Source organism: Streptomyces sp. NTH33 (assembly GCF_003236365.1).
Classification (GTDB): domain Bacteria; phylum Actinomycetota; class Actinomycetes; order Streptomycetales; family Streptomycetaceae; genus Streptomyces.
Genome location: NZ_POTZ01000324.1, coordinates 1 through 7,992 on the forward strand (window position 1 = coordinate 1; position 7,992 = coordinate 7,992).

Sequence of the window (7,992 nt, forward strand, 5' to 3'; positions counted from 1 at the left end):
GTGCCGAGGCGTCGGCCCGGCGACTCGCACCGGGCCGGGCCGGTGGGGCGGGGGTGCCGGCGGTCCCTCGAGGCCGCCCGCCCCGGCGCACCCGCTCGGTCGTCGCGAGCGGGCGCGCTACCCCGTCCCCTCCGCGGCTCCGGCGGGTCGGGACTGCCTCCGCCGCGGGCCGTGTTCCCCGCCGCTTCGGCCGGTGTGGCCGGCGGCCGCCGCGTCCACCGCGTCGGCCAGCCGGCCGAGCACCGCGGCGGCCTGCTCGTCGGTGATCGTCAGCGGGGGAAGGAGCCGTACGACACTGGCGTGACGGCCGCCGAGTTCGACGATCAGGCCACGTCGCAGGCACTCGCGCTGTACGGCGGCGGCGAGTTCGGGAGCGGCGGGGAGAGGCTCGCGGGGGCGGGCCGCCGTCGGTCCAGTGGCGCCCCGGCCGGAGGAATCGGGTTCCCCCTCCGGGTTCACCAGTTCGAGGCCGATCATCAGGCCTCGCCCGCGCACCTCGCCGATGCAGGGGAAGTGACCGGCCAGGTCGCGGAGTTGGGACAGCATGTGGGAGCCGAGGGCCGCCGCGCGTTCGGCGAGGCGGTTCTCGCGGACGTGGGCCAGGGTGGCGGTGCCCGCGGCCATGGCGAGCTGGTTGCCGCGGAAGGTTCCCGCGTGGGCCCCGGGTGCCCAGACGTCGAGGTCGTCGCGGTAGATCACGACGGCCAGTGGCAGGCTGCCGCCGATGGCCTTGGACAACACCATCACGTCCGGTGTCACGCCGCTGTGTTCCACCGCCCAGAAGGCGCCCGTGCGCCCGACCCCCGTCTGGACCTCGTCGGCGATCAGCGGGACGGACCGTTCCGCGGTGAGCTGCCGCATGCGCCGCATCCAGTGGTCGGGCGCGGGGATCACCCCGCCCTCGCCCTGCACGGGTTCGAGGATCATCCCGGCGGGCAGCGGCACTCCCGACTTGGGGTCGTCCAGCACGGACTCGGTCCAGCGGGCGGCGAGTTCGGCACCGTGGGCACCGCCGACGCCGAAGGGGCAGCGGTAGTCCTGCGGGTAGGGCAGGCGCGCGACCCGTACGTCGGCGGCGTGCCCCGAGGCATCGAGCGCTCCCGCGGTCATCCCGTGGTAGGCGCCGGCGAAGGCCATGATGGTCCTGCGGCCGGTGGCGGCCCGGACGAGCTTGAGGGCGGCCTCCACCGCGTCCGTACCGGTCGGGCCGCAGAACTGCACGCGCGCGTGTTCGGCGAGCCCGGGCGGCAGGGTGCGGAACAGCTCGGTGACGAAGGCGTCCTTGACCGGTGTGGCCAGGTCGAGGGCGTGCAGGGGCGCGCCCGAGTCGAGGACCTTGCGGATGGCCTCCAGGACGACGGGGTGGTTGTGTCCGAGGGCGAGGGCGCCGGCGCCCGAGAGGCAGTCCAGGTAGCGGCGGCCGTCCGCGCCCTCGATGGTGAGCCCGCGGGCCCGCACCGGCACGATCGGCAGGGCGCGCGCATAGGTGCGCGCCGCCGACTCGCGCGCCGACTGGCGCCGCAGAATCCCCTCGTGCGCGGCGCGCGCCCCCGCGGACGCGCAGCCTCCGGGCGCAGAATCCGTCACGGTCACGGCTCCTTGTCCTCCCGCTGTCCCAAAGTGCCGGCGGCCCACTGGAACAAGGCGCCGGCCTCCCGCTGTCGGGGCGTGTCGCCGCCCGCGGCACAGGAGCCCCGGACGCAGGCAGCAGGACCCCCACCGCTACAACCCCGGACCGGCCGCGCGGTTACGGGCAGACTCGAGATCGTTGCCGCGACGCCACGCGGTGACCGTGCCCCGGTCCTGTCGCCGCCTCGTCACAGGTGGTCCACAGGGGAACCCCGGCCCCGGGCAGCCCTGTCTCCCTCGGCGAGTGGCGGCGCAGGGCCGGCACTCGCGAAGAACGATTTCGGGGGGCGCCATGCAGTACGGAAACGGCATCCGCGTGGGCGTGATGGCGATGGTCGCGGTCTCGGCCGCGTTGTCGGTGACCGCGTGCCAACCCGGTGACGACGGCGCGGGGGCGGTCGGGGCACCGTCCGGGGCGCCGAGCAGCGCGGTCTCCTCACCCGAGGGGCCGGGCTCCGGTGCGGGCTCCGGTGCCTCGAAAGCCCCCGGAGCAGGTGCCTCGAAATCTCCCGGAGCGGGCGCGTCGGCGGCGCCGGGGGCGAGCGCTTCTCCCGGTTCCGGATCCTCGGAGGCCGCGGTGACGACGTGTCCGGAGACCAGCCTGAGGGTGGCCGCGTACGAGGCCGCGAACCGTCCACCGGGGACCGGAATCGGGGCCGCGGTCGTCGAGTTCACCAACGTCTCCGGACAGCCGTGCGTCCTGCAGGGCCACCCGTCGGTGGCCGGAGCGGGCAACGGTTCGCCGCAGAGCAACATTCCGCTGTCGGTGACGCGCACGGGGACCGCGTCGCCGGTGCGGGTGGCGCCCGGCGGCAGGGCATGGGTGAAACTGACCTTCGTCCAGGTCCAGGGCGAGGGCGACGGCTACTGCGAGTCCGGTGCGGAGTCCGTCGCCTATCCCTCTCTGGTGGTCGGGCTGCCGGGGTCCGGGGCACACCAAGTCGCTCTGGAGGAAGGGCTCTTCGCCGAGTGCGACGACAAGGTGACGGTCACCCCGGTGTCGGCGACGAAGCCGAACTGACCGCCCTGGCCGTCAAATCGGCAGATCTCTGGACGATTGGCCAGGTCAGACGGCTTGTAGCCGAACCGTTGCCGTTCCGGCGGCGGTCCCGGACCGGGACGGCATAGTGTGTGGTGCCGTTCCGGCCCGCCGTGAGGATGCGTGATCTCAGCCCGCGATCAACGCGAGAGCACGGCGGAAAGCGTCAAGTCCGTTCATTTCTGGGGGAGTCAGAGCATGCGACCCATACGCCCGTCCTGCACCGTTCGCCGAGGGGCAGGCGCCCGCCGCACCACCTCCCCCGTGCTGACCGCCGTCGCACTGGCCTCGGCGCTGGCGCTCACCGCCACCGGTTGCGACTCGGGCGACGCCAAGGCGGACAGCCGGCCCCCGGCCTCCGTGACCCCCGGCGACGCCGGCGGAACCGGCGACGGCAGGATCAAGATCCCGGACGACATCAGGCGGAAGCTCGAGGAGCGCGGGATCGACATCGACAAGTGGAGGAACGGCGCCTGGAAGGACTGGAACAGGGACGACTGGCTGCGCGAGGCGGGCGACTTCGTCAACCCGATCATCAAGGACCTGTGGGACCCGGACCGCATGCGCCAGGCCGAGGACCCGGACAGGGGCGTCGACGACAACGACCTCTCCGGCGACCAGGGCGTCACCGACCCGGCTCCGGCACCGGTGAGGGCGCGGGCGGTCCCGCCGGCCTACCACGCGAACGCGGCGACGGCGGGCAAGGTGTTCTTCGACTCCCCCGAGGGCAGCATGGTCTGCTCGGCGACGGTCGTCCAGGACCCGGCCCGCCCGGGCAGGTCCAACCTGGTGTGGACGGCCGGCCACTGCGTGCACGCCGGCAGGAAGGGCGGCTGGTACCGCAACATCGCCTTCGTGCCGTCGTACAACGACACGGGCAGAAGCGCCGCCCAGCTGCGGGACGCTCCCCAGGACGAGGTCGCCCCGTACGGCGTGTGGTGGGGCGACTGGGCGCAGACCTCCCAGCAGTGGATCGAGCAGGGCGGCTCGACCGGCGGTCAGGGCGCCTCGTACGACTTCGCCGTCATCCACGTCACGCCCGAGAAGGGCGGCAGCGGCAAGTCGCTGGAGGAGACCGTCGGCGCGGCGCTGCCCGTCGACTTCGACGCCCCGGCCGTGCCGAAGGTGAACAGCGTCACCGCGACCGGCTACCCGGCTGCGCCCCCGTACGACGGCCAGCGGCTGTACCAGTGCCAGGACAAGCCGGGCCGTCTGTCGCTGAACGCCTCGGACCCGACGATGTACCGCATCGGCTGCACCATGACCGGCGGCTCCTCCGGCGGCGGCTGGGTCGCGACGGGCTCGGACGGCAGGCCCGCCCTGGTCTCCAACACCTCGATCGGCCCGGTGACGGCGGGCTGGCTGGCGGGGCCGCGGCTGGGCAAGGCGGCCGAGGGCGTGTACGACGCGGTCAGCAGGAAGTTCGCCGGGCGGTAACCGCTCCGCCTCGCACCAAGGCGCTGAGCCGCCGGGCCCGGCGCACGGCATCCACACGAACCGACGGGGGGTCCTCCACACCATGCTTTCCCACGGCGCCTGGTGGGCGGACTGGGCGTCCACCTCGAACCAGTGGATCCAGGGCGGCGCGGAGACGGGCGGCGCGGGAGCGGCGTACGACTACGCCGTGCTGCACGTGAAGCCGGAGTCCGGCTCGAAGTCGCTGGAGGAGACCGTCGGGGCGGCTCTGGACGTGGACTTCTCCGCGCCGTCGGCGACGCGGGTCACCTCGATGGGCGCCTGGGGCTACCCGGCGGCGCCGCCGTACGACGGCCTGAGCATGTTCCGCTGCGTCGACCGGCCGGGCCGGCTGTCGCTCGGCCCGTCCCTGCCGACGATGTACCGTATCGGCTGCACCATGACCGGCGGCTCCTCCGGCGGCGGCTGGTTCCGCGTGGTGGACGGCAGGACCAGGCTGGTGTCCAACACCTCGATCGGCCCGGCCGACCACAGCCGGCCCGCGGCTGGGCCGGGACGCCGAGGCGCTGTACCGGAACATGAGCAGGAAGTACGGCGGCCGGTGACACCGTGAACGCCGAGGGCCCGCCCCCCTGTCGACAGGGGGGCGGGCCCTCGGCTCGTGGAACTCTGGATCAGAGCGCGGGAGCCGGCGCGTACGGTGCGAGTTCCGCCGCGAGCTCCTCGTTCACCCGGGCCTTGAGCAGGGTGCCCTCCGCGGTGTGCTCCTCGGAGATCACCTCGCCCTCGGTGTGGGCGCGGGCGACCAGCTTGCCGTGGGTGTACGGCACCAGGGCCTCGATCTCGACGGCCGGCCGGGGCAGCTCGCTGTCGATCAGGGCCAGCAGCTCGGGGATGCCCTGTCCGGTGCGGGCCGAGACCGCGATCGAGTGCTTCTCGATCCGCAGCAGCCGCTGGAGCACCAGCGGGTCCGCCGCGTCCGCCTTGTTGATCACGACGATCTCGGGTACGTCGGTGGCGCCGACGTCCTTGATCACCTCGCGCACGGCGGCCAGCTGCTCCTCCGGGGCGGGGTGGGAGCCGTCGACCACGTGCAGGATCAGGTCGGAGTCGCCGACCTCCTCCATGGTGGAGCGGAACGCCTCGACCAGGTGGTGCGGCAGGTGCCGGACGAAACCGACGGTGTCGGCCAGCGTGTAGCTCCGGCCGCTCGGGGTCTCGGCCCGGCGCACGGTCGGGTCCAGGGTCGCGAACAGCGCGTTCTCGACCAGGACGCCCGCGCCGGTGAGGCGGTTGAGCAGGGAGGACTTGCCGGCGTTGGTGTAACCGGCGATGGCGACGGAGGGCACCTTGTTGCGGCGCCGCTCCCGGCGCTTGATCTCGCGGCCGGTCTTCATGTGCGCGATCTCCCGGCGCATCTTCGCCATCTTCTCGCGAATCCGCCGCCGGTCCGTCTCGATCTTGGTCTCACCGGGACCACGCGTGGCGATGCCACCGCTGCCGCCGCCCATCTGCCGGGACAGCGACTGGCCCCAGCCGCGCAGCCTCGGCAGCATGTACTGCATCTGCGCGAGCGCGACCTGCGCCTTGCCCTCCCGGGACTTGGCATGCTGGGCGAAGATGTCGAGGATCAGGGCCGTACGGTCGATGACCTTGACCTTGACGACGTCCTCGAGCTGGATCAGCTGGCCCGGGCTGAGCTCACCGTCGCAGATGACGGTGTCCGCGGCCGTCTCCAGGACGATGTCGCGCAGCTCGTCGGCCTTGCCGGAGCCGATGTAGGTGGCCGCGTCGGGCTTGTCGCGGCGCTGGATCACACCGTCGAGCACGACCGCGCCCGCGGTCTCCGCGAGGGCGGCGAGCTCGGCGAGCGAGTTCTCGGCGTCCTGCGCGGTCCCCGAGGTCCAGACGCCGACGAGCACGACCCGCTCCAGGCGGAGCTGGCGGTACTCGACCTCGGTGACGTCCTCGAGCTCGGTGGACAGGCCCGCGACCCGACGCAGGGCCACGCGCTCGGAGCGGTCGAACTGGTCGCCGTCCCGCTCTCCGTCGAACTCGTGGCTCCAGGCGACGTCCTCTTCCATCAGGGCATCGGCCCGGAGGCCTTCGGGGCGGGTGTGCGCGAGGCGCTTGCCGGCCTGGAACGACTGAAACGTCTGGGAAGAGGAAGAAGAGGAGGTCATTGGGTCCTTACGTCGTGGAAGATTCCGTCACCGGTCACAACGCACGGGTACCCGGGAAGATTCCCCCGTCCCGTGCCGTGCCGTCCTGAAGATGGTCGCACGGCACGGGCCGCCCCGTCACGGCGTTATTTCCCCGGTCACTTCTTCGCCGTCTTCGGCGGCGGCGCGGCCTTCCAGTCGGGATGGCCGGGCATCGGCGGGGTCTTCTCCCCGTACAGCCAGGCCTTGAAGAAGCCGCTCAGATCGCGTCCGGCGACGTCCGAGGCCAGGCGCTGGAAGTCGGCCGTGGTCGCGTCGGTGTCCCGGTGGGCGCGCACCCAGTCACGCTCCAGGCGCTCGAAGGCCGGCTTGCCGATCTCCTGACGCAGCGCGTACAGGACGAGCGCGGCGCCGTCGTAGACGTTCGCGCGGAAGATGCCGATCTTCTGGCCGGGCTTCGGCGGCTTGGGCATCGCGGGCGGCCCGCCGGCCTCGCGCCAGCGGTCGGAGGCGCTGTAGGCGGCCTTCATCCGGGCCTCCAACGGCCGGTTCGCCTTCTCCTCGGCGTACAGGGCCTCGTACCAGGTGGCGTGCCCCTCGTTGAGCCACAGGTCGGACCAGACGCGCGGGCTCACGCTGTCGCCGAACCACTGGTGGGACAGCTCGTGCACCATGACCGACTCGACGTACCACTTGGGGTAGGCGGTGTCGGTGAAAAGCTTCTTCTCGAACAGGGACAGGGTCTGCGTCTCGAGTTCGAAGCCGGTGGCGGCGGAGGCCACGAGCACGCCGTACGTCTCGAAGGGGTACGGGCCGACCTTGCTCTCCATCCAGGCGATCTGGCCGGGGGTCCTGGCCAGCCACGGCTCGAGCGCCTGACGGTCCTTGGTGGGGACGACGTCGCGCACGGGCAGGCCCTGCGGGCCGGTGCGGTGCAGCACGGTGGAGCGGCCGATGGAGACCTGCGTCAGCTCCGTGGCCATGGGGTGCTGGGTGCGGTACGTCCACGTGGTCGTCCCGCCGGTCCGGGCGACGCCGGCCGGCAGGCCGTTGGCGACGGCCGTGTACCCCTCGGGCGCGGTGACGTGGATGGTGAACATCGCCTTGTCGGACGGGTGGTCGTTGCACGGGAACACCAGGTGCGCGGCGTCGGCCTGGTTGGCCATGGCGAGGCCGTCCGCGGTGCGCACCCAGCCTCCGTCGCGGCCCTTCACGGACACAGGGTCACTGGTGTGGCGCACGGTGATCCGCGTCCAGCTACTGCGCGGCAGCGGGTTCTTGGGGGTGATCACGAGGTCCTCGCCGGCGGTGGTGAACGCGGCCGGCCGGCCGTCGACCTCCACGGAGTCGACCCTGCCGTGCGCGAAGTCGAGGTTCACACGGTCCAGCTTCTCGGTGGTCCACGCGTCGATCGTGGTGACGGCCCGCAGCGGCTTGCTGTTGTCGCCGGGGTAGGTGAAGGACAGGTCGTACGACGACACGTCGTACCCCGGGTTGCCCAGGTACGGGAAGAGCCGGTCGCCGACGCCCAGCGGCGCGGGCGGGGCGCTCGCGGCGACGAGGCAGACGGCGGCGGCGGAGGCGAGGAGGGTCGCCTTCAGGCGACGCGGGACACGGGGTCCAGGGCTGAGCGGCATGCACCACCGCTACCAGCGCCCGTGCGCGGCACGGCGCAGACTCGCTCCCGGCCCACCCGAAAGGGTCCGTCAGGACCACACCGAGGGTCATGGGAAGAGGTGTGGGGGG

At 72.7% G+C, this 7,992-nt stretch carries 5 protein-coding genes and 1 pseudogene; 3 read left to right on the forward strand and 3 right to left on the reverse strand.

What is annotated here, in order from left to right:
* Positions 1-117: 117 nt before the first annotated feature.
* Complete coding sequence (locus tag C1I97_RS25870; RefSeq protein ID WP_111005576.1) at positions 118-1,593, reverse strand: diaminobutyrate--2-oxoglutarate transaminase family protein; 1,476 nt, start codon at positions 1,591-1,593, stop codon at positions 118-120.
* 613 nt (positions 1,594-2,206) lie between these two features.
* Here C1I97_RS25870 and C1I97_RS42520 point away from each other — a divergent pair.
* The 3 genes and pseudogenes from C1I97_RS42520 to C1I97_RS25885 all read left to right on the forward strand — a co-directional run.
* Positions 2,207-2,650, forward strand: coding sequence for a DUF4232 domain-containing protein (locus tag C1I97_RS42520; protein WP_309147826.1), 444 nt, complete (start codon positions 2,207-2,209; stop codon positions 2,648-2,650).
* A gap of 216 nt (positions 2,651-2,866) precedes the next feature.
* On the forward strand, positions 2,867-4,105 hold the full coding sequence (locus C1I97_RS25880; RefSeq protein WP_111005578.1) for a trypsin-like serine peptidase: 1,239 nt from the start codon (positions 2,867-2,869) through the stop codon (positions 4,103-4,105).
* 91 nt (positions 4,106-4,196) lie between these two features.
* Positions 4,197-4,689: pseudogene (locus C1I97_RS25885) on the forward strand (hypothetical protein); the annotation flags it as partial.
* Positions 4,690-4,758: 69 nt separating this feature from the next.
* On the opposite strand, the gene hflX reads toward C1I97_RS25885, so the two are convergent.
* Complete coding sequence (gene hflX, locus C1I97_RS25890; RefSeq protein ID WP_111005579.1) at positions 4,759-6,267, reverse strand: GTPase HflX; 1,509 nt, start codon at positions 6,265-6,267, stop codon at positions 4,759-4,761.
* Positions 6,268-6,404: 137 nt separating this feature from the next.
* Entirely contained in the window at positions 6,405-7,883 is a 1,479-nt protein-coding gene (locus tag C1I97_RS25895; protein WP_111005580.1) for a M1 family metallopeptidase, read from the reverse strand.
* Between the last annotated feature and the right edge of the window lie 109 nt (positions 7,884-7,992).

Excerpts from the sequence above, each read along its gene's own strand:
- C1I97_RS25895 (WP_111005580.1), bottom strand. The coding sequence starts at position 7,883 with ATGCCGCTCAGCCCTGGACCCCGTGTCCCGCGTCGCCTGAAGGCGACC.
- C1I97_RS25880 (WP_111005578.1), top strand. The coding sequence starts at position 2,867 with ATGCGACCCATACGCCCGTCCTGCACCGTTCGCCGAGGGGCAGGCGCC.
- hflX (WP_111005579.1), bottom strand. The coding sequence starts at position 6,267 with ATGACCTCCTCTTCTTCCTCTTCCCAGACGTTTCAGTCGTTCCAGGCC.